Origin of the sequence: Pseudoalteromonas sp. SWXJZ94C, assembly GCF_015864385.1 — a bacterium.
Classification (GTDB): Bacteria; Pseudomonadota; Gammaproteobacteria; order Enterobacterales; family Alteromonadaceae; genus Pseudoalteromonas.
In genome coordinates this window covers 1-22,600 of record NZ_JADYXF010000033.1, presented here as the reverse complement: position 1 = coordinate 22,600, position 22,600 = coordinate 1, and the positions used below count along the sequence as shown (strand labels likewise).

The 22,600-nt window shown below is 37.9% G+C and carries 17 protein-coding genes; 7 read left to right on the top strand and 10 right to left on the bottom strand.

Translation table 11 applies throughout. The features are described from left to right. The first annotated feature begins 74 nt into the window (after nt 1-74). Nucleotides 75-1,712 (top strand): methyl-accepting chemotaxis protein, encoded by a 1,638-nt coding sequence (locus I6F65_RS14485; protein ID WP_197113548.1) that lies wholly within the window; start codon nt 75-77, stop codon nt 1,710-1,712. 88 nt (nt 1,713-1,800) lie between these two features. On the opposite strand, the gene I6F65_RS14480 is transcribed toward I6F65_RS14485, so the two are convergent. From I6F65_RS14480 to I6F65_RS14470, 3 genes are all read right to left on the bottom strand, one after another. Next, nucleotides 1,801-3,336, bottom strand: a complete 1,536-nt coding sequence (locus tag I6F65_RS14480; protein ID WP_197113546.1) for a leucyl aminopeptidase family protein — start codon at nt 3,334-3,336, stop codon at nt 1,801-1,803. A gap of 142 nt (nt 3,337-3,478) precedes the next feature. Next, the gene (dinB, locus tag I6F65_RS14475) at nt 3,479-4,531 is read right to left on the bottom strand and encodes a DNA polymerase IV (protein ID WP_033024493.1); all 1,053 of its coding nucleotides are present in this window, start codon (nt 4,529-4,531) and stop codon (nt 3,479-3,481) included. Between the two features lie 81 nt (nt 4,532-4,612). Beyond that, nucleotides 4,613-4,780, bottom strand: a complete 168-nt coding sequence (locus tag I6F65_RS14470; protein ID WP_173399995.1) for a hypothetical protein — start codon at nt 4,778-4,780, stop codon at nt 4,613-4,615. A 154-nt stretch (nt 4,781-4,934) separates the two neighbouring features. On the opposite strand from I6F65_RS14470, the gene I6F65_RS14465 reads away from it, so the two are divergent. The 3 genes from I6F65_RS14465 to I6F65_RS14455 all read left to right on the top strand — a co-directional run bounded on the left by I6F65_RS14465 (nt 4,935) and on the right by I6F65_RS14455 (nt 7,478). Further along, entirely contained in the window at nt 4,935-5,366 is a 432-nt protein-coding gene (locus I6F65_RS14465; RefSeq protein WP_024612367.1) for a thioesterase family protein, read from the top strand. Between the two features lie 12 nt (nt 5,367-5,378). Then, nucleotides 5,379-6,431: an aldo/keto reductase gene (locus I6F65_RS14460; RefSeq protein WP_197113544.1), complete on the top strand. Its 1,053-nt coding sequence runs from the start codon at nt 5,379-5,381 to the stop codon at nt 6,429-6,431. 129 nt (nt 6,432-6,560) lie between these two features. Continuing rightward, nucleotides 6,561-7,478, top strand: a complete 918-nt coding sequence (locus tag I6F65_RS14455) for an ABC transporter substrate-binding protein (RefSeq protein ID WP_197113542.1) — start codon at nt 6,561-6,563, stop codon at nt 7,476-7,478. Here I6F65_RS14455 and I6F65_RS14450 read toward each other — a convergent pair. The 6 genes from I6F65_RS14450 to I6F65_RS14425 form a co-directional block, all read right to left on the bottom strand. After that, nucleotides 7,435-8,049 carry a fumarylacetoacetate hydrolase family protein gene (locus tag I6F65_RS14450; protein ID WP_197113540.1) on the bottom strand — a complete coding sequence of 205 codons (615 nt, stop codon included), beginning with the start codon at nt 8,047-8,049 and terminating at the stop codon, nt 7,435-7,437. The two genes, I6F65_RS14455 and I6F65_RS14450, sit on opposite strands and share 44 nt — an antisense overlap. Before the next feature lie 381 nt (nt 8,050-8,430). Beyond that, nucleotides 8,431-10,398 carry a hybrid sensor histidine kinase/response regulator gene (locus I6F65_RS14445; RefSeq protein WP_197113539.1) on the bottom strand — a complete coding sequence of 656 codons (1,968 nt, stop codon included), beginning with the start codon at nt 10,396-10,398 and terminating at the stop codon, nt 8,431-8,433. Between the two features lie 10 nt (nt 10,399-10,408). Then, a complete protein-coding gene (locus I6F65_RS14440; RefSeq protein WP_007581526.1) occupies nt 10,409-10,870 on the bottom strand; it encodes a response regulator in 462 nt (153 codons plus the stop codon). Continuing rightward, on the bottom strand, nt 10,871-12,355 hold the full coding sequence (locus tag I6F65_RS14435) for an ATP-binding protein (RefSeq protein ID WP_024612361.1): 1,485 nt from the start codon (nt 12,353-12,355) through the stop codon (nt 10,871-10,873). A gap of 38 nt (nt 12,356-12,393) precedes the next feature. Continuing rightward, nucleotides 12,394-12,603 carry a histidine kinase gene (locus I6F65_RS14430; protein ID WP_197113537.1) on the bottom strand — a complete coding sequence of 70 codons (210 nt, stop codon included), beginning with the start codon at nt 12,601-12,603 and terminating at the stop codon, nt 12,394-12,396. 14 nt (nt 12,604-12,617) lie between these two features. Next, complete coding sequence (locus I6F65_RS14425) at nt 12,618-13,958, bottom strand: sigma-54 dependent transcriptional regulator (protein WP_197113535.1); 1,341 nt, start codon at nt 13,956-13,958, stop codon at nt 12,618-12,620. Nucleotides 13,959-14,192: 234 nt separating this feature from the next. On the opposite strand from I6F65_RS14425, the gene I6F65_RS14420 reads away from it, so the two are divergent. The 3 genes from I6F65_RS14420 (at nt 14,193) to I6F65_RS14410 (ending at nt 20,848) form a co-directional block, all read left to right on the top strand. Continuing rightward, nucleotides 14,193-14,708 carry an NUDIX hydrolase gene (locus tag I6F65_RS14420; RefSeq protein ID WP_024612358.1) on the top strand — a complete coding sequence of 172 codons (516 nt, stop codon included), beginning with the start codon at nt 14,193-14,195 and terminating at the stop codon, nt 14,706-14,708. A 221-nt stretch (nt 14,709-14,929) separates the two neighbouring features. Further along, nucleotides 14,930-16,306 (top strand): NAD-dependent succinate-semialdehyde dehydrogenase, encoded by a 1,377-nt coding sequence (locus I6F65_RS14415; RefSeq protein ID WP_197113532.1) that lies wholly within the window; start codon nt 14,930-14,932, stop codon nt 16,304-16,306. A 717-nt stretch (nt 16,307-17,023) separates the two neighbouring features. After that, nucleotides 17,024-20,848, top strand: a complete 3,825-nt coding sequence (locus tag I6F65_RS14410) for a hypothetical protein (protein WP_197113529.1) — start codon at nt 17,024-17,026, stop codon at nt 20,846-20,848. Nucleotides 20,849-21,135: 287 nt separating this feature from the next. On the opposite strand, the gene I6F65_RS14405 is transcribed toward I6F65_RS14410, so the two are convergent. Further along, on the bottom strand, nt 21,136-22,506 hold the full coding sequence (locus I6F65_RS14405; RefSeq protein ID WP_197113526.1) for an LA2681 family HEPN domain-containing protein: 1,371 nt from the start codon (nt 22,504-22,506) through the stop codon (nt 21,136-21,138). Between the last annotated feature and the right edge of the window lie 94 nt (nt 22,507-22,600).

Sequence of the window (22,600 nt, the reverse complement as noted above, 5' to 3'; positions counted from 1 at the left end):
GCCTAGATTAAATATACTTTTTAGCTACGCTTATTCTATGCACCTATCAGTGCAAACTTATAAAGGATAAATGTATGCCCAACCTTCGTCGTTTTAGTATTTTTCAACGGTTTGCCATTTTGGTGGGGATTGTTATTTTTGGTTTGATTGTATTAAGTATTTCTAGCTTAAATCATCAATATGACGCACTCAAAAATGAACAATATATAAAAACACAAAATGTAGTAGAAACTGCCTACAGTATAATCACCCACTTTCATGAGCTTGAACAAAACCAAACTATTACCCAACAACAAGCGCAATCACAAGCAATGCAAGCTATTCGCGCACTCAGATACGACAATACTAATTACTTTTGGATTAATAACTACCAACCAGAAATGATAATGCACCCCATAAAACCGGCACTTGAAGGGAAAGATTTAACCAATAATAAAGACCTAGACGGTAAAGCATTGTTTGTTGATATGGTAAATATTGTCAAAAGTTCTGGTGAAGGTTTTATACCGTATAAATGGCCAAAACCCGGAAAAGACAAACCCGTTGATAAAATTGCGTTTGTTAAAGGATTTAACCAATGGCAATGGATTATTGGCTCTGGTGTTTACCTCGATTCGATTGATACCGCATTTGAAGAACAGCGAAATTTAATAATTATAAATGCTCTTATTATGATATTTGCCATTATTTTATTTAGTTACTTTATAGGCAAAAGTATTGTCGCTCCTACACGGCTTGCTGCCGATATGATGAAAGATATATCGCAAGGTGAAGGTGATTTAACACGTAGTTTAAATGAAGAAGGAAATGACGAAATTTCAGAGCTATCTCATTCATTTAACTCTTTTATATCAAAAATGCGTGAATCTTTAGTTCATGTATCGCAAAGTGCAACTGATGTGGGTGAACATGCATATACAGTTGATGAATCAAGTAAAACGAGTCACTCATACATTGAACTACAAAACGACAGTTCAACACAAGTAGCAGCCGCTATGGAACAAATGACCCATCAAATACATGACGTAAGCCGCAATGCAGAAGCCGCTGAGCAAGCAGCAAACGATGCAGCTAAAAATGCATCTACTGGCAAAAATGTAGTCGCTAAAACCATTACCGCAATAGAAACGCTCTCTAGCAATATAGAAACGGTGAGCCGTGTAACCGAAGACCTAGCAAACGAAAGTCACAATATTGGTTCAGTACTTGATGTTATTAGGAGTATTTCGGAACAAACCAATTTGCTCGCATTAAACGCAGCAATTGAAGCGGCACGTGCGGGCGAACATGGTCGTGGTTTTGCTGTAGTTGCCGATGAAGTCCGTACTTTAGCAAGCCGTACAGGGCAAAGTACTGATGAAATTCAAGCTATGATAACCAAACTTCAAGAAGGTGCGAAAGCGGCTGTAGAGGCTGTTAAATCAAGCCAAGCACTTTCTATTTCTACAGTAGATCAAGCCTCATTAGCTAATACCTCTCTTAATGAAATTGAAAGACTCGTATCAATAATCACAGAGATGAATAGCCAAATAGCTCGCGCTACAGAACAACAAACTCAAGCCGCCGATGAGGTTAATTTACGAATAAACGATTTGTCGCATTCAACCGAAAAGTCGCTAGATAATACCAAGCAGTTAACTGGTGCGAGCGATAAACTAAAACAAAGTAGTGTGCAGCTATCAAGTGTTGTTAATCGATTTAAACTAGATTAAGCGATAACTTATTGAGTATTCATTAAAAAGCCCCAAATTATGACTTATAATTTGGGGCTTTCATTTTAAAGCGATAACTTATTAAGTATTACAAACAATAACGTGCAAACAAGCTAGTTACAGACGCAGCAGTTGGCTTACCATGTTGCCAATCACCACCTTCAACACCGCTACCTGCAATATCCATATGAACATATGGTAAAGGTTGCGCAGAGTCGTTACCGTGCTTATCTAGCCCGCCTACAATAGCCATAAACGCCATTGGGAACTGATGCCCACGGGCTGTAACTGCAGATGCGGCATTATTACTAGAAAGTACATCGTCAGCTAACGTACGCGGTTTAATAAAATCATAATCTTCACGGCGTGAACGCGATACTTCTGCGCCATCTGCCCATAAATCGCCGCAATCGGCTATTTGACGTGAAACACCTGCACTACGAGCTGGACCATTTTCAACGTATGCACCGTAAGGACCCATTGCACGAGCAGCGTGCCCCGTTAATGTAGCAACAGTAAATAACGTTGGATTGATTTCGCCTTTAGCTAAATCTTTCATTTCGCTAAGTAAGTCGCCCATAGCTAAACGCCCTTCTGCATCAGTATTACCAATGCGTACACGTACACCCTCGCGGCTAGTGATTATTTCATCTGGTACAAAACAATCAGAACCAATAGAGTTACGAACAACGGCTAAGTACGATACTACTTTTACGCCTTTAGGCTGATAATCTGCAACGGCTTTCATAAACCCTGCAACAGATGCTGCGCCACCTTTATCGCGGCTCATACCTGCCATGTGTCCGCCAACTTTTAAATCTGCACCGCCGGTGTCATATACAAGACCCTTACCTACAAACATAAGCGTACGAGTAATTTCGCCCTCTGGTACATATTCAAGCTTAACAACACGTGGATGATGACGCTCAACTGCATAAGATGCACGAGCAACAGTACTTAACATTGGATAATTTTTATCAATAGCTGCAATATCGTCAATTACGTCAACCGCAATTTTTGAGCCTTTAAATAAATCAACGCAGTAATCTGCAAAGCGAGGCGGAGCCATACGCTCAGGCTCAGTACCACATAAGTCACGTGCAGCATATTGACCCGCAGCAATTGCATTAACGGCTTTAATTGTTTGATCACTAGCTCCAACTAAACCAATATTTATTACTGGTTCAATTCCTTCACCATGAAACTCGCGCGCTTCTAATGGTTGCCATAAAGCCTGACAAGCGCCTAAATAAGCAACTTCTAGAGCGTGTTGGTAACGGCTATCGCCATTAAGATTTGGTAAAAATATTGCAGGGTTAACACTGCCCGATGCTTTCGCTTCATTAATTGCTAGTTTAGCGGCATCAAAGTAACGACGTACGTCGTCGTAATCTCTGTTTAACGGACCTGTTGGAGCAAGTATTACACGCTTGTTTTCAATTACTAATAAAGTAACTTGCTTACCAATGCGAGAGTCTACTTTTGATAGTGCTAGAACAGCATCGCGTAATGGGTTATTTGGTAATTGAGAAAAATCATCACTGATAATGATCAATGCATCATGAGATGTGCATTCAAGGCTAGTACTTACTGGCTGAGCCAGCACAGCTTTTGGATATGCCATAAATAAAGGTCCTGTTAAAAAACATAAGCCTCTATTATCGTCGATTTAAATATTGAAGACCAGTAAGCTGCAACGACTTTGCCATTTAAGATATTGCTAACACCTTACTTTATTGGCAACTTAAAGTTACAACTTTACTTAACTAATCAAGAATACTGAGTTGTTGGTTTTGTTCTGGTTTATTTTTAATACCAACGCCAATCCCTAATAATCGTACTGGTTGCTGGAGCCCTCGCTGGTGGGCTTTTGTAAGCAATTGAGCAAAAATTTCAGTATTTAATTGATGATATGCCTGATCCGCAGAGGTCACTACAAAGTTTGCAAACTTTACCTTAACACTCAGTTTATTAATTCGGTTTTCTAATTGCTGCTTATTCAAACGTATTGTTAATTCGTCTAGTAATTTAGGAAGCTGATCAAGGCATTCTTGTAAGCTATTTTTATTATACTCATAGGTATGCTCAACACTTAGCGACTTTCTAATTCGGTTAGTAGACACCTGACCAACATACTCACCAGCACATTTTTGATAAAGCGACACACCAAAATTACCCACATGTTGCTGCATCCAGTTTACGCCTTTTTCGCGTATATCTTTACCGGTATATAACCCTTTTAAGTTGAGTTTTTCGAGCGTAACTTTACCCACTCCCGGAATTTTACCTAATGGTAACTGTGCTAAAAAGTCATCTACTTCATTGGGTAACACAACAAATTGACCATTGGGTTTATTTTCATCACTGGCTATTTTTGCAATAAACTTAATAGGCGCAATGCCTGCTGATGCAGTAAGCCCCGTTGCATTATAAATATCAGCACGAATTTGTTGAGCTATAAGTGTGGCACTGCCTTTACAAACGGTACTGTCTGTTACATCAAGATAGGCTTCGTCAAGAGAGAGAGGTTCAATTAAGTCTGTGTAACGGTTAAATACTTCACGTATTTGATTTGAGGCTTCTTTATAAACAGCCATACGCCCAGGTACAATAACTAAATCGGGGCACAGTTGTTTGGCATGATAATTCGACATAGCCGATCGCACACCATATTCTCTTGCAATATAGTTCGCCGTGGAAAGAACCCCACGACGACTATTCCCCCCAATTGCCAGTGGAACACTTGCAAGCTTAGGGTTATCGCGCATTTCTACGGCTGCATAAAAGCAATCCATATCTATGTGAATAAACTTTTTCATCACCACAATAACAACTGTTTATTTATACAGCCATTATTATGTAATCACTTTTAATTAGCAAGTATCTGCGCAATGAACTAATTATTTAATCACTTGTGTTTTATTAGAACAGTGCATCCAAAAGGCAAACTCTGTTAAAAAACCTATCACAAGTAACGTAACTGCGCCCGGTGCATTACCCATCGCAAAGCAGGTAAAAGACGCAATAAAAATCAAAGAAGCCAAAGCCCAACTAATTATATTTTGCAATGTGTGTGTCCTATTGTGTACTACAGTGTGTAATTTAACTCTAGTCTCAAAATTAATTTCATTCAACTAAAATTATTAAAACGACGATTGATATCTTGAGGTAGTTACTTCATATTGATAATCTAAGTACTTTAAAACTAAGAGCTATAAGTGCATGCAAGCGTTTAAAGAACAGCACCCTATTCATACCGATATAACCGTAGCTTGGGCAGATATGGATGCCCTTCAACACGTAAATAATGTCGTTTATTTACGTTATTTTGAAATAGCCCGAATCGACTTTTTAAATAAAATAAACTTATTTGATACCATTAGCCCAAATAGTACTGGTCCTGTTATAAGCGAAAATAACATTCGTTATAAGCGCCCAGTTACTTTTCCAGATACGCTTACTGTAGGCGTTACAATTACAGATATTAAAACCGATCGCTTTGTGATGAATTACACCGTATTTAGTCACGCACAAAATGCAGTAACTACAACCGGCAACTCAAAAGTAGTTATGTTTGATTTTACAACAGGGAAAAAAGCCCCTATTTCAGAGCCTCTTTTATCAGCTTTAATTAGCTATGCTCAAGACGACTAATAAGGAACTTTCATGCAATACAGTCCACTAGGTAGCAGTGGTATTAATGTTTCTCGAGTATGTTTAGGCAGCATGACATGGGGTAAGCAAAATACACAAAGCGATGCTGATGAACAAATAACTTATGCTCTTGCGCAAGGCGTAAATTTTATTGATACAGCCGAAATGTATGCTGTGCCACCGTCTCCTGAAACTTATGGTAAAACAGAGCTAATTATTGGCGATTGGTTATCACGAAATAAGCAAAAACGTAGTGAGATCGTACTCGCGACTAAAATTGCTGGTAACGGTTTATCGTGGGTTCGTGATGGCGGCAATATTACTCGCCAAACAGTTATTGAAGCAGTCGATAGTTCCCTAAAGCGTCTACAAACTGATTATATTGATTTATACCAATTACATTGGCCAAACCGCTCTACTCCACACTTTGGTAGGCAATGGCCCGGTACGCTCAAATTTACTGATGTAAATACACAAGAGCAACAAGCCAGCATGCTTGATATTTTAGAAGGTTTAAATGACTGCGTAAAAGCAGGAAAAATTAAGCATTGTGGTTTGTCTGACGATACACCATGGGGTATAAGCCAGTTTTTAAGCTTAGCCAAAGAGCACGATTTGCCGCGCATGGTGTCTATTCAAAACGAATTTAGCTTAGCCCACGCTAAAGATTGGCCATATTTAATTGAGCAATGTGTTCATGAGGATATAGCTTATTTACCGTGGTCACCTTTAGCTGCTGGTTTATTGACGGGTAAATATTTAAACGGTGCCCGACCAGAAGGCTCTCGCTGGACCTTTATGCAGCGTAACGGTATTTTTAGAGATACACCAAACGCAGAGCAAGCAACAAAGCAATATGTAGAGCTTGCTCGTGAAAATAATATTACCCCAGCACAGCTTGCACTAGCGTGGTGTAATCAGGTTGATGGGGTTACTTCTTCAATTATTGGGGCAACATCTATAGCTCAATTAAAGGAAGACATAGACGCATTTAGCATAACGTTGAGCGACAAAATTTTAGCCGATATAAATGCTATTTTTAGAAACTTTCCGATGCCATATTAAATTCGTACTTCGTTAATAGGTAGTGCTATTATGGCTACTTATTAACAATAAACTTTTTGTAAAAATTTATTCGCTAAACGACTAACGCTATACTTTAATTAACTTTTGTTATGTTAAGAGTCATTGACTATGCCAAAAAACGGATACTTTGTACTTTCATTATTTATAACATATAACGTATGCGCTTCTGAGCAAGAAAAACAGCCTTTACAAGAAATCATTTGGCTACAAAGCCATACTGCCCCATTTCATATTGCTAAAAGTGAGCGCTCACCACAAGGTGGCTTATGCGACAACTTAACAGAGCAACTTATAAATAATATCCCTGGGGTAAAACATACTCGTTTAGCAGTTCCGCAAGCGCGAATTCATAAATATTTAGCTGAAGGTAAAAATATCTGCTTGCCGTGTACTCTTTATAAAAACCACTCTAATCAGATGTTTAAATACTCAAACCCAACAGCTGTGTACCCGCCGTTTTCTGTTATTACAACAAAAGCACTTAAGCCTATACTTACTAAAAAGTACGGTAACCCTATTCATTTAATTAGTTTATTAACTGATCAGAACTATATTTATGGTCAAGCTGCAACTAGAAGGTTTTCACCAAACATAAATACAATTATTAATAATAGAGTTCTGCATATTAACGCACCTTTAAATTTGAAAGATCAGAGCCAAGCATTAACAACACAGCTAAATTACGGTTTTTTAGATTATGTAATTGATTACCCATTTATGATTAACTATTTTAAACAACAAAATAAGTTTAATAACCTTGTAAGCATACCAATCGAAGAAAATTACAATACAGTTATTCAAGGTGCTGTGAGTTGCGCAGTTAATGCACCTAATAACTTTGCCGAACAAGCTATAAATAAAATTAACTTCGCATTAAAAAATAAAATATTACAATCTTATGAATATCAACATACTCAATATGACTGGCTAAACAACGGTACTAATAACTTTAGACAGCACTATAGTGACTATGTATTAAATTTTAATTCGCACACCACTGCTGCTCAAGCAAGCATTGTTCGTTAGTGTAAAGTGCTACTTTAAAAATACAATCAGCAGTCACCTCACCTACTCCCGCTGGCGTACCTGTCATAATAATATCGCCATCTTCTAAGCTCATAAATTCACTAATTTCTTGCAAAATTGATTCAGGCTTATAAAGCATAAAATGAGAATCGCCTTGCTGAATGACTTCATTATTAATTTTAAGTTCGAACTTAAAGTGCTGCATTTCATCAGTTAATTCTACAAAGTCACTTAAAATAACAGAGCCGTCAAACGCTTTAGCTCGCTCCCATGGCAGCCCTTTATTTTTTAATTTACTTTGTACGGTACGTTTAGTTAAATCTAAACCTAGCCCAACCCCAACAAGTTTTTTATTTTTAACGACAAAACATAACTCAGTTTCATAATGCAGCGTATCGCCGTTATGAGCTGCAAATAACGTATCCGTAATCGCGCTGTTTGGTTTGTTAAATAACACCATTTGGTCTGGCGTTTCGTTGTTTAGCTCTGTAATGTGTGCGGTATAGTTACGACCAACACACACTACTTTTGATGGTGTTAATTTTTCAGATACTAACTTTATTGAATGCATATAAATAACGTCTCAGTTAATAGGACCTGTTGACCTTTCAGGATTAAAATTTGTTCAATCTAGGGGTTATTTAATCGCGGCGCGATGTTTGTAACCTAGTGGGCTCGATAACTGCTCCTGCGTTATTCTACTGACTTACATCCATGTAAGAATAAGTAAAAACCGAGCAAAGCTTCCGCGTCCTGCTCACGCCCCTTACCGACATCTATGTAGGCAACAAAGAGTAAATAGTCCCTGGGCAGAACCCTTCTGGCAGCGCATGTCTTGCCTTTATGCTACGTTATTGCCTATTTATGGGGAATAACCACACTACACAGGCTCTGCCTTAACCTAAATACCAAACATACTGCTGCAAATTCAACCTCGAAAGATAAACAGGTCCTAGCTAATAAGCGTTTCAAGTAAGCTCAAATTAATAGGTTTAAGTAAAACTCGGTCAATATTTAAATCTTTTATTTGCCTAGGATCGGGTTCGGCACCACTTACGATCACCAAACGTAGATCTGGATAACGCTCATTGACTTTTTGCCCTAAGTCAATGCCGCTCCCATCGGGTAAATGCATATCTAGTAATACTTTATTAAATTGTTGGTCGTGATTGAGTATTTGCAAACACTGCGCGCAACTCGATGCTATCACCGTTTCAACACCTAAACTCTCTAAAAGTAACTGTGTAATTTGCGCTGCATCGTGATCGTCTTCTACGAGTAAAAAGCGCTGTTTTTTCTCAGTTAAACCCTTAGTACTGTTTATATCTTTGGCCTGTGGTGCATACTCTGGTGCGACTAAGTAATCTTGTAAACACTGATATAAAGCAGCACTATCTACAGGCTTTGGTATTACATCGTTAAAACCAAGTGCAGCTAGTTCCTCATGTATGCCTTTCATAGTAGCGGCAGTAAGCGCGATTATTGGACCTTTATAACCCATTTTCCTGAGCTCTATAGTCGCTTCTTTACCACCCATTACAGGCATATGAATATCGATAAAAATAATATCGTAAGGCGCTTTATATGCATCTGCAATTCGTACTTTTTCAAGTGCTTGTTGACCGTGCTCAGCGAAATCTACTCGCGCGCCACAGGTACTGATCATATGACCAACTAGCATGCGTAAATCACGTAAATCATCAACAACCAATACTCGCCCATGTACTTTGCAAGGAGCCGATTTATTTTGTAACTGCGGAACACTACTAAAATTAAGTACTTGTCGCTCTACTTCGCTAATATCACCTGGGTAAACCGAAATAGTAAACATAGAGCCTTTGCCTATTTCAGAATGTAAACTAATGTCACCGTGCATACGCGCTAATAATTCAGCACATATTGCCAAGCCAAGACCAGCTCCACCTACAGATCGAGATTCTACATCGGCTATTTGTTCAAATGGCTTAAATATAAGTTCTTGTTTTTCATGGGCAATTCCCATACCCGAATCTTTAATGCTAAAAAATAGCATTTCACGATCATCAACCCATTGCATCCACGCATTAACAACAATTTCGCCTTTATCGGTAAATTTAACCGCATTGTTTATTAGATTTATTAAAATTTGGCGAACTCTTGTTGCATCAAGTCGTGCAACCAAAGGCAATGGCTGATGAGATTCAAAGCGCAGCGTAAGGCCCTTATCAAGCACCGACACACGCATTAACGTGTATACGTCGGCTAGCATGCTATCAAGATTAACTTCACTTAAGGTCAGCTCTAGTTTATCGGCTGCTATTTTAGATAAATCGAGTACATCGTTTAACAAGCTCAATAAATGCTTACCATTTCGATAAATAACACCTAGCTCATTTTCTGCTTGCTGACTAAAGTCGCTCTGCATTAATAGCTCGGTATAACCTAAAATAGATGATAGAGGGGTTCTTAATTCGTGGCTCAAGTGAGCTAAAAAGCGATCTTTTGAGCGATTTTCAGCTTCGGCTTTTAAACGCTCTACTCGCTCACCTTCAACATCTTTACGAGCAAGTGCATAACGAATAGCGCGCGCAAAGCGGCTAGAGCTCATTTCTGTTTTTATTAAGTAATCTACTGCACCGGCATCAAGCGCTGCCGAGTCTAACTCGTCGTTTGACTGCCCGGTAAGCATAATAATTGGGCCGCTAAAGCCATTAGCAATGGCTTCCTTTAATACATCTAAACCATTAGATGCACCCAAGCGGTAATCGAGCAGGCAAATGTCATGCTCATTTTTACTAAGCGTTGCAATTGCCTGCTCTGGAGAGCTTATCCATTGAATGTTAAACGTGTGTGAATCCAATTGGTCCAAATAGTCGCAGGTGAGTATGTAATCATCTTCATCATCTTCTACAAGCAGCAACTGAGTCACTTTATCTAACATAAAATCTCCATTAATCGTTAAATGTTGTCGGTAGCTCTACAAACTCTACCCAATATTTTCCTAGGGTTTTCATCAAATCAACCAAACCGTCAAATGTTACTGGTTTGGTTATGTAAGATGCTGCACCTAAGTTATACCCTTTAACCATGTCTTCTTCTTGCTTAGACGTAGTTAAAATAACAACCGGAATACCCTTTAAGTTAGGGTTTGCTTTAATTGCTTCAAGCGCCTCTCGACCATCCATTCTTGGCATGTTTAAATCAAGCAATATCAAGCCTGGTCGTGGCGATACAGTTTTGTCTTCAAACTTACCTTTACGCTCTAAGTATTCAAGTAACTCGACGCCGTCTTCAACAAAATGAAGTTCGTTAAGTACACGGCTTTCGGCAAGGGCATCTTGTGTTAACAAACGATCATCTTCATCATCGTCTGCCATTAAAATAGTAATAGGTTTTACTTTTGAATAGGGCATTTAAGCCTCTCCTTGCAATGTGAAAAGCGCAGCTTCCACAGGTAGTTTTATAATGAAGGTTGCACCTTCACCGTCTGTACTTTTTGCTGTAATTGTTCCGCCATGACGCTCCACTATACGCCTACAAACAGAAAGACCAATACCAGTGCCTTTATATTGTGAACGACCGTGCAAACGTTGAAACGGTACAAATATTTTATCGGCGTAGTCTTGTGAAAAGCCAATGCCGTTATCTGTTATCGTAATAACTTGAAAACTTAAATGTGCATTATGATCAGCACTAAAAATATCTTCATCCTGATAACTAATTTTTATATGTGGGCTTATATCTGGGCGTCTAAATTTAACCGCATTAGACAACAAATTTAAAAACAGTTGCTGCATTTGGCTTTTATCAGCCTGAATAACCGGTAGGTCTTCTACGTCAATTTGTGCATCAGACTCTTTTATCGCTATTTCTAAATCACTTAATATATCGGCTACCACTTCGTTTAAATTTGTGTCATCAAAGTCTTTGCCGCGTGTTGTAATACGCGAAAACTCTAATAAATCATTTATTAAATTAGACATACGTTGCGCTGCATTTTTCATGCGCCCAATGTAATCAATCCCCTTTTCACCTAGCTCATCTTTAAACATGGTTTCGAGGCGATCACTAAATGCCTGAATTTTTCTAAGGGGTTCTTGTAAATCATGGCTCGCCACAAAAGCAAATTCTTCTAGCTCTCGGTTACTTCGGCTCAGCTCATCAGAGTACAACGTTAGCTCTTGCGTACGTTCAGACACTTTAATTGCTAACGTCTCGTTTTGTTTTTCAAGCTCAAAACGATACTGTGCAGCGTTTCTTAAATTAAGGCGCGTCATCACAAACATGCCAATAATAAGCAAAGCGCTTGTGATTGCAGTGATAGCAAACGTAATTTTAGCTTCGTTTTTTATATTAGCTAATTTAGAAAAATGACTTACTTTAAAGAGTAACTCACGGTCTTGAACTTCATTAACATGCTCAAGAATTTGCTTATAAAGCTCTCGTCCCTTGTGCGTATTGAGTACATAAAGTGCTCGTCGCTCTTTATCATCTAAAGCAAGATTAACCGTTTGTTTTAGCTCTTTAATTTTACTCTCTACAAGCACTAACAGCTCGGCAATACGCTCTGCTTGACCGTCGATTTCAGAATGAAGCGACTTAACATGATTTGTTTGAGCCTCAATTTGCCCAATAGCATCATAATAAGGCGTTAAATAATCAGTCTCTTCTGTTAATAAGTAACCGCGCTGACCCGACTCAGCCTGCACTATTGATAAATGCAGTTGCTCAATTGCTGTAGTCAGCATATTAGTGTTGTCTAAACTCTTTTGGGTTTGCGTTAAACCTTGAATGGTGTTCAATGCTAAAAATGCGTTCCCCACAATAATACTCAACACAACAACTATAAAAGCTGCCCAAGTAATATTCGCTTTACTTTGCTGTTTTTGCTTGCTCATTTAGCTTCCCGAATTAAAGTTTATACAACACTTACTATTTATTGAGAGTCTGATATTTTTTGTAAACTTGCACTGCACTGTTGACAATTATTGATAATTTTATCAAGCGCATCTAACGCTTTTTCTTTTGGCATATCGTTTTCAAGTACCAATTTAATAAGCTCTGCATTCATCGATATACGATTAAGCGGCGCTCTTGCATCGTGTACTAATTTATTTAGTTGCTCTGTTTGGTTTTCAGATGTCATACCCTTCCTTAGATCTATTTATATTCGCCAATACCGCCGTATGCATTAAGGCGGTTATAAAGTGTTTTAGTACTAATACCCAACATTTGCGCAGCGAGTGTTTTGTTACCTTGAACTTTATCAAGCGTTGCATGAATAAGTTCTTTTTCAACTTCTTCAATAGTTTGCCCTGCCGATACAGGCTTATCTGCAGCTTGATTATTAACACGCGAAAAAGGCGATTCTAAATTCTCAGGCAAAATAATATCGCTGGTTTGTGGATCGCTCATAATAAATGCTCGGTGTATTGCATGGCGAATTTCGCGCACATTACCTGGCCACTCATAGCTTTGTAGCTCTTTAAGCTGTGCTGGAGTCCAGCTAAAGGCAGTGCCATTTTCGTCATTAAGTTGATCTAAAAATGCTTTTGCCAATAAAGGGATATCTTCTTTTCTGTCGCGAAGCGGCGGTATATCAATAGGAAAAACAGCCAGCCTAAAATAAATATCTTCACGAATAATATTATTTTGCGCTAAATCGGTAAGCGAGCGGTTAGTAGCGGAAATAACACGACAATTAGTGGGTATTTCTCTATTCCCACCTACGCGTGTTACTTTTTTAGTTTCAAGCACTCGCAGTAGATTTGGTTGCATATCTATTGGCATTTCGGTTACTTCATCTAAAAACAAAGTACCGTTATTTGATTGCTCAAACACCCCTTCTTTACGGGCTATAGCGCCTGTAAAGGCGCCTTTTTCATGGCCAAATAATTCACTACCAATTAACTCTTTTGAAAGCGCACCACAGTTACTCGCCACTAACGGGCCTTCACACTGGCTGGCGTTATGGATAGCTTGAGCTACAACTTCTTTACCTGCACCACTTTCACCCATTAACATCACGTTCGCGTTTGTTTTAGCAACGCGTTCAATCATATTGTAAAGCTTGTGCATTACCTCTGATTCGCCAATTAAGCCACCAAAGTGACGCGTTATACCGCTCGACTTTGCTTTTTTAACTGCCTTTTTAGGGCCATTTAAAACCAGTTCTAAATCTTCGCGTTGTAATGGCTTTAATAAATGCCCTACATTTGGCTCACACATTTCAGCTAAAATACCTTTAACTGAAGGGTGGCCCGAAATAAGTGTAATTTTTGGAGATTGCCCAATCATTTTTAAATGATCAAGTAAGTGCAAACCGCTGCCGTCTGGTAACATAAAATCTAACAGCACATGATCAAAGGTATTATTTTCAAACCATTGATGTGCTTCTTTTAAACTGGTTGCGGTGTTTATATTGTGGCCGAGGAATTCGACTATGTGGCATACAACGTCACTAAACTCGACGTCATCATCTACTAAAAGTATGTTTAACATGATAAATCCCTATGCTTTTTTGTTATTCTACGCATCATAAATACTAATTTAAAGGCACACTCAGAATCTAATTATTTAAATTAACTGAAGTGGCTAAATACCTCTTATATTACCAACCTTATATTTACGTATGCTTAAAAAAATCGATCATAAAAAATAAAAAATAATTGAAATCGTTTCTATTTACAGAATGGTAGCAACTGCTATTATTAAAAACTCAATAAAGGAGACTAAATGAAGCAATTAAAAACCTTAGTTCATTCAGGTATTAATATTGATCAAGGTAGTCAATTTACACGCTTAACAGCTCGCGCCATTGTAATTAAAAATAACAAAATATTATTAATGTACACAAACCGTTATGAAGACTACAGCTTGCCTGGTGGTGGAGTAGATGAAGGTGAAAGCATTGAACAAGGTTTAATACGTGAACTCAATGAGGAAACCGGCGCACAACAAATAAATGTAGTTAAAGCCTTTGGGCTCTATGAAGAATATCGCCCTTGGTATAAAGACGATTTTGACATTATTCACATCAAATCATATTGCTATATATGCAATATTGCTGACGAGTTTGGCAAAGCACAATTAGAGCATTACGAGCAACAAAATGGCATGACCGCTAAATGGGTTAATATTAACGATGCAATTGCACATAACGAACGCACGCTGGCAAACAGCGAAAAACAAGGGCTCTCTATTTTACGAGAAACCTACTTACTAAAGCGCATTGCCGACGAGCTAATATAAAACTAACTATTGCTGTACCTTGCGGGTGTTGTAAATTTTGCAACACTCAGAAAATTTTACTACATTAAACACTTCATGCCTTATATTAAAAAAGTAACCCACCAGCAAAAAACACAAAATTAACTAACAAAATCAATGTAATAAAAACAAAAAACAGTAATTTAAAAAACTGGCTTTAGCCTTGCACCCTTTCAAACTACTAAATTTGTAAGGAGATAGAAATGAGTAACACAGTTAAAACGATTAATCCGGCAACTGAGAAAACCATTGAAACCTATACACTACTTTCTCAAAAAGAAGCTGAGCAGGTAATTGAAAAATCTCACGAAACATATTTAAAATGGCGCTTAACGTCATTTACCGAACGTGCAAAATACCTTAATAAATTAGCTTCACTTTTTGAAGAACAAAAAGAAGCTATCGCAAAACTCATGACCGAAGAAATGGGTAAAGTGTACAAACAAGGTTTTCAAGAAGTTGAGTTGTGCGCTAACATTTGTCGTTATACTGCTGAAAACGGTCCACAAGTACTTGCTGACGAAGAACGCGATATGGATGGTGGGCGAGCAATCATTAGCTACCAACCAACAGGCGTACTATTAGGCATTCAGCCGTGGAACTTCCCGCTTTATCAAGTAATTCGCTACAGTGCAGCCAACATCATGGCTGGTAACACTACCGTATTAAAGCATGCTGGTAACGTATTTGGCATGGCTGAAAAAATTGAAGAGCTATTTAAACAAGCCGGTTTCCCAGAGTACTGTTTTAACAATTTACTTATCGACGGTAAAACAGCTAGTTCATTAATTTCGCATAAAGCTATTAGCGGCGTAACCTTTACGGGTAGTGATGCTACAGGTAAAAAAGTAGCTGAAGAAGCCGGTAAACACGTCAAAAAAACAGTACTCGAACTTGGTAGTAATGACGCCTACTTAGTACTTGATGACGCCGACTTAGAGCTTGCAGTTAAAACCTGTGTAACAGGGCGTATGATTAATAACGGTGAAACGTGTGTTTCAGCCAAACGTTATGTAGTGGTTGAGTCTCTTTATGATGACTTTAAAGCACAAATAAAAGAGCAGTTTGAAGCCATGAAAATGGGCGACCCAATGGCAGACGATACTGACTTAGGTCCAATGGCACGTGAAGATTTACGCGACGGCATTCATGACCAAGTTATGGAGTCTGTTAAAGCAGGTGCAAACATAGTAACGGGTGGCGAAATTCCATCGCAAACAGGTTACTACTACCCGCCTACGCTACTCGATAACTTATCGCCAGGTATGCCAGCCTACGACGACGAATTATTTGGTCCAGTTGCTTCACTTATTAAAGCAAAAGACAACGACGATGCAATGCGTATCGCCAACGACTCTCGCTACGGTTTAGGCGGTGGTATTTTCTCAAAAGATGAGAAAAAAGCCATTGAGCTTGCTAAAAAGTACTTCGACACCGGCATGATCAACATTAACGGCTACGGTTTAGCACAACCTAACCTACCGTTTGGTGGTGTTAAAGGCAGTGGCTACGGCCGAGAACACGGCGGCTTTGGTATGCGTGAGTTCGTAAATGTTAAAAGCATTATGATCGCCAGCTAATTTAGCTGCATAAATGAAATAAGTGTTTTAAATAGATGTTTTTAATACGTGTTTAAAATACAAAATTACTAAGCCTAAAAGTGGGTAACCGCTTTTAGGCTTTTTTATTACTTTTAGAAAGTAATTTTCAGGAGGCAGTACTTAGTTTTTAGTAAGAGATAGTACCGAGTTTTGGATATATTCGTAGGTGCGATTTTACATCGCGCTTTTAAGAATTAAATATCCTTCAAAATAAAAAGTTACAAACTAACCAATGCTACTTCATTAAATTTTAATAATTTAAAACTCAATTCACAATTTAGCTTATTTAATAAAAATGTAAGCACGCTACTTTTATCGCTATTTTAAATTGCGATTACAAACCTGTTAAGACGTGTATTTAAAGACATAAATAGAGTGAGCACTATTACAGAAAACATCACAAATATGATGCTTAAACAGAGCGAGACCAAGTACGATTAAACCCAGAGCTAACTATTAATATGTAGAAGCTAATACCTGAAACCTGACAGACAAAAATGAGCGATAAGCAGACGGTCGGGTAAACTCGTTTTTGGACATTTCCGTGTTACCAAGCTTTGAAAACTCTGAGCTTTCGAATAACTTTTTCTATTCCAAACCACCAGAGTTACCATACCAATTACGCATTCCACTTCAACCACTCTATCTGTATGATGTTGCCCAATAAATATTGGCTTTTATCTAGGTGTGTTATTTATGTCTATAGCCTTAACTGGTCCAGTTAAATATGACTTTCAAGACCTTGTGTGTATCCACTACATCCTAAAATTTTACGATAAGGATGGTACGACATTTTTAGTTGAACCTGACGGAGGAGAAGATGCTGAGTTATCTTTCCTCAATGATACAGGTCAATTACTCCAATTTGAAATTCAGGTAAAAGGCTCTGAAGAACCTGTAACTTATGACAAAGTGGCTGAATGCCTTGGGCATTTTCCAGCTTACGGTACTAGTGATTTTTTACTTGAACGCCTTCTTTCAAATAAAAATGCTCGCGCTGTATTAGTAATGTCTGGTAGAGCAAACGATTTATTGCAAAAGTATCTTCCTAAAGGCGAATGGGATGGAAACATACATAAAGCAAAATTGTTCAATCAAAAAGATGCTAAACTAATTTTAAATGCTGTTAAAGCTTATGTGCACTCATTACCTGAGACTGCTATAAATATTACTCGTAGAATTCATATTGATCAGTTCATTGAATCCGTAAGCCCCCAAGATGTAAAAGAATCACTTACCCGATTGATTATTCTAGATAACACAAGCAATAATTATCTTACTGATAGCTGCCGTAGAATATTGAGGAAAAATTTTTATATTCCAGATGATATGTTTCCCCATACCATCGATGGGCTAGCTACCATTATAAAGAATGGTAAAACATCTCAAAAAGACACAATTGCTCCTTTCTTACAATATATCAATGAGAGTCCTGTACTATCTAATCGTCCAAAAAATTATATTATTAGAAATCATGAAGTTGCTTGGATTGAGCAGCTAAAAAGAGATGGGAGCCTACTGCTATCAGGAAGGCCTAGGGTTGGAAAAAGTAACACCGCTAAATGGATCGCTTCAGAATTTCAAGGTGAAGGTTATTCCGTATTATTGACTCAGTACGTTGACGAGGCAGAACGTTTTCTACTTGACTCAGTGCATACTCCTAGACTAGTTGTTCTTGATGATCCATTAGGCGGAATACATCCTGTGAATAAGCCAAATGAAAGTCTTGGACTATTAAAGAGACTCATCACTAACTTACGCCCAAATAGGAAATTAATTGTTGCTCAAGGACAAGAACGATTATTAGAGATTACTGAGACCGAAATACTTGCGGACGCTAGTATTGTAGGGAAAGATTGGATAGACCTTTCTGATGTAACAGTTGATCTCCTTCTTAATCATTGGGATTCTTTGAGAAGAGAGTTTTCTATTTCAAATAATATTTTCAACATGGTGCACAACTCGTTAAAAAAAGAAAAGATAAATATTGAACTAGGATGTTTAACTTATTTGGCTGCTGAGCATGGAAAGATTAAAGACAGTTCAAATATCGATCAAGTTTTGGGCTTTGCTCGAAAAAATGCTGTTGATTTGGGCAAGGCCCTTAGTGAAGAAGGGTGTAAAAATATATTAATGGGTCTAGCAATAACTAGCAGTAATCTAGAGCCTGTCAATGAAAAGGATCTTGCTTATTCGTTAACAAATAGTGAGCCAAACTTTCATGGTTACTCGCATATATCTTCAACTTACTCCTCTTTTGGTAAAACAAAGGATAGTGAAACTCACGTTTTCCCCAAATACCAGCATAACCCAGAACTTTCACAAGATGATTCAGATAGTCTTGATTTATTAGAGCTACGTTGCATGGTTGAATTTAATGATTATGACCAAGCTACTTTTTCTCATCCGTTCTATCGCTCTGCTGCTGAGTCACTATTCAATATTAGTACTCGAAGGGCATTCCCTAGGATAGAGCAGATTTTAAAAAACGGCATTTTTTGTCTATCTCCATCAACAGCTAGGGCAAGCGCCAGAAACCTCAACTGGATTTACGAACGGGTAAAAAAAGACACCGATAAAGTTAAAATATTTGAACTTGCCAAACGTGGCCTAGACTCTAGTTATCCATCGGTGCGAGATATCTGTTTTGAGTTCTTGATTGATAATATGTTTAGCTTTCCAAATGAATGTGAGAATGAGCAAAGTAAATGGATTTATAAAGTTAATGGAAAAAATCTAGATATTTTGGAGTGGCTAGATGGACAGCCATGGTATCCAATGGGTGAAAGCGTTAGCCTAGAATCATCTTGGTTGAGTACTTGCAACAAAGATAAAGTTTTAAAAATACTGTCTGACATTCATAATGATGCTGCAATAGTTATTACTCCCAAAGATGCATATGATGTACTAACTTACTTAGAAGACAAACCCGAAAAGTTAACTCATAGCGCTATATCTCGAATATTAAGTATTAACGAAGGTTTGATTCGTGCACTTGCTGTAAAAACCTGGCTTAAAATAAACCGAGAAAATGATTGTCAAATACTTGCCCGTATTTTTAGAGATAGACATCCCGCAGTAGCTGAATCAATATTCAAATCTACAATGCGATCTTGGAACCAATTTAACTTTGAGCGACAGAAGTACTTATGTACTGAGTTAGTAAAATTAGCAGACCAACCTGTGTTAGCAAATGCGATTATCGATGATCTTGTAGTGTTCGAACGTCCCCATAAGATGGGAGAAAATCCTCCATGGGAAGTGTTTGCTCAACTTTTACCAATCGCATTATCATCCCTTCCACCTAAAGTTAAGTTAAATTTTGGACGTCTAGATTGTGTAGTAAATGAAGCTATCAGAATATTAGACTTAGAGTATACCATTCCTATTATTGATAGCTGGATAACGCTACTTGAAAAGCTTTCGGTCAAATCGCTCCCAGACGATTATGCTCTTGCAGTTACAGATACACTGATAAAGATAACTAAATCGAACGATGAAGCTAGAGGAGGACTCATCAGCCGATTATTATCCTTAAATGGGACCGGATGTATTGTACGCGTTATTTCTGATCTAATGTATGATTGGGCTGTTTTAACAAATGAAGAAAAAGAACTTGTTATCGAAAGTCTATGCACGGAAAGCGAAGACAAGTATTGGCGACAAGCGGCCGTTTTAACTTCATATAGAGCCCCTTATGAGCTTTTAAAATTAATCATTCCTAATTGGCGTTGTCAAACTTCAGACATGTTGCAAGCTGAGGATATTTTAGATTTACCTCATAAACTTCTATCATCAGCGGTCCAAATGTACATTGGAGAGCCGCAACCATTGTGGGGGATTGGAACCCATCACAGAGAAAAGGACGTTTGGCCGAAGGTCATCGAGTTGATTGCACAAGAGCCTTCACACCCACTTTTTAAACAGGCTTTTAATCAATTGCTGTGTAATGGGACTTCTATACAACTTTGCTCAATTATTACTAAGTGGGGAGCGACTTACTCAGATGTATTATTTGAATTAATGTTTCAATATAAGCTTGATACAAGTGGAAATTTTAAACCCGAAGTATGGGAAGCTCTATTCCAAACCGCTCCAAATAAAGCATGCTCAACATGGATAGAGCAAATGGCATCATATTCATTGACTATTTTGAATTCATTAGATGAAGCTAAAGGATGGGTGCCGAAAAACTTCTTAAATGAGTTTTATTCTTACTTTATAAATGACGAATTGATAATGAAAACTCTCCTTCAATTTTCTCGGATAAAAGATGAAGCATCGGAATGCTTTACTAAAGAAAATCTACATTTAATTACGACTATTATAACGGAATTATTCGTCAAAAATCCGCCATTACACTATGACACATGTGACTTTGCAAAAAGAATATTTGATAAGCTGGGATGTTCACCTCAGGAGGCTCAGTTTATTCAGAAAAGGCGTGATGAGTTAATGGAAGAGTTAAAAGCATACAGCATTGACAGTAAACCAGAAAAAATAACAGATTGGATTTTTTAAGTGATATTTCAATTTAAAACACTCCCCAGCACATAATCATTAGATAAAGTAAGGAAAAATAAGTGTTACGAATTGTTTAGGGCTATAGCCCTAAATTATTTTGGGGCAGAAACGAGTTACGACTGATAGCACTAAGCCGAACTTCGGCAAAGAGCGAAAAGCTGACGGTTGGGTAAACCTTGTCAGTGATTTTTCTAAATTAGCTTTTAAAGGATTATCAAGGGTATTGCGAATCTTTAACCTAGTAGGCAAATTCACTTATCCACTACATAACAAGCAAGCGTTTTTTATAGGCGTGAGGATTGTATAGGCACTACAATGCCATCATCTTTTGCTTCTTCACGTTTTCGCTCTTCAACGTGCATTGCTAAAGATAGATATATTAAAGCTTCACGAGATAACTTAATCATCTTTAAAGCTTTTTCGGTTAATTCATCGACAGTTATATATTTTAGATACTCGCTATCATCGGCTTGAGCTGGATAATCTTGAATCCCCAGATATCTATGTTCAGCCATTTTCCTGATGGTATGCAGTTCCTTAGCTTCTGGTTCTGCAACTTCAGTAAAGTTTGGAGCATACAAATCTTTAGATAGGTAATATAAACCTCGTAAAGGCCAGTTTTCACAACTTAGGAAACATGGGTAGATTTCTAGCATCTTTTTTTTCTTATTGAACGACCCCCAAATATTTCTGAAGTTGACAGAATCTATCTTTAGCCCAATATTCATATAGTCGTTTAAGAACAAAGCTATTTTATCAAAGATCGAATACGATATTCTTAAAGAGTTCTTTAGCAACTCATTTCGATACCCTAAATACACGCCATCTAGACTATTTTCTAGTAGAACGTTATTGTCAGCATAGTGCTCAATATCGGCTGTAGTAAAATCGTACAACATATGGCGAGCGACTATAAACTCCTGCTTCAGCAAATTAAAATACTTGGGAAATCTCGGCTCTTCTCCGACTGCATAAACATGACTCGGTAAGTGCAAGACATCATTAGCAGCAATTGTAGCGGTAAACACGTCATTCAAAGGATTCAAAAATAGCTTATGTTGCAAACACCACCGCCTGTAATCCTGCTCTTTTTGATGCTTGCCTAATGAGAAGCCATTGAAATTAAATTTACTATCGAACTCAATTCTTTCTAGAGCATCTTCCGTAAAGTCTTTGTAGAGAATAAAAGCCTCTAGTGCATCCTGTTGAACGCCAGAACCCCATATTAGTGGCTCATTACCAAAACGATTAAGCTCCTTGTTCGCATGGAAAAAGAAAACCCCACTATGTCCATAATCATATAGATGCTCTCCATAATGGACTTGACCAATTGCTTTATTACCTATTGCCATAGCAAAATTATCAATACGGGACAGTGCCTTGTCATAATAGCTAATTGACTCAATTGACCGCCCTAGCGAACTCATTCCGTTAGCTATATTTGTCAATATTTTACATTGCATTATCTTATGAAGCGTCTTGAAGCCTGACTCTGCAACGGCCTTTCGAAGGCTAAGTATCTCTGCAACTTGCCTTTCCTGAGACCAGCTCCAAGTATCGTCTACATCTATTCGTTCAATGATACGAAGTGCAGCATGACAATTAGCTATATAGAAGAAAAAGATTGAACGATTTTCACTTGTTTCATTTTCCATAAGAGAATCACAGCTAACTAACAAGAGACTATGGCGTCAATAGTTAATTTATAACTTTTGGCGCTTCCCATAAAACACCATCTCTTAGCATTGA